The sequence below is a fragment of the Arthrobacter sp. ZGTC131 genome, from assembly GCF_002929275.1.
Lineage (GTDB): Bacteria > Actinomycetota > Actinomycetes > Actinomycetales > Micrococcaceae > Arthrobacter.
This window is the reverse complement of record NZ_PJIK01000097.1, coordinates 1-548: the sequence shown is the minus strand read 5'-3', so window position 1 is coordinate 548 and position 548 is coordinate 1. Positions and strand designations below refer to the sequence as shown.

Here is a 548-nt window from a genome sequence, read left to right as displayed (position 1 = left end):
CCGGTTCGGGTTGTGCCGCCCTGGGTATCGTCAAGGTCTGCGTCCAGGGCGTCCCTGAACGTGTCCCACGCGCGTTCCGGATCGGAGGCGGACAGAACGGAGGCATGGGCGACCCGGCTGAGCGTGGAACCGTGAATGGTCCGGGACAGGTAGTAGTCCACCATTGCCCGGATCTGTCCCGGCCCGACGTCGTAAGCCATCCGCCGCAGGAGGCGCACCAGGTCCTCTTCACCCAGGACGTAGAGCAGCATCAGCACGTCGGCCTGTTTGGAGAGCTTGTAGCCGTTGGTGCTGTCTCCCTCCGAAGCGAGGATCAGATCCAGCCGTTCGATGTTGCCGTAGCGCCGCCGGTAATGGTCCCAGTCCAGCTCCTTGAGCCGGCCGTATCCTTCGAACTGACTGATCATGCCGTCATGGAAAGGGACGTAAAGCCGCCGGCCCAGCTGCTTCCAAAACGTCAGTTCGGCCTGGGTAATCCCCAGCTTCTTCCGCAGATACTTGCTGTCCTGTCCGTGCAGTTCCTTGAGGATCCGTGCCGGGAGGGCGCA

The 548-nt window shown here is 63.0% G+C and carries 1 pseudogene; it reads right to left on the bottom strand.

Annotated features, from left to right (window positions below):
• Positions 1-548 (bottom strand): annotated as a pseudogene (locus CXQ90_RS21860) (family 65 glycosyl hydrolase); the annotation flags it as partial.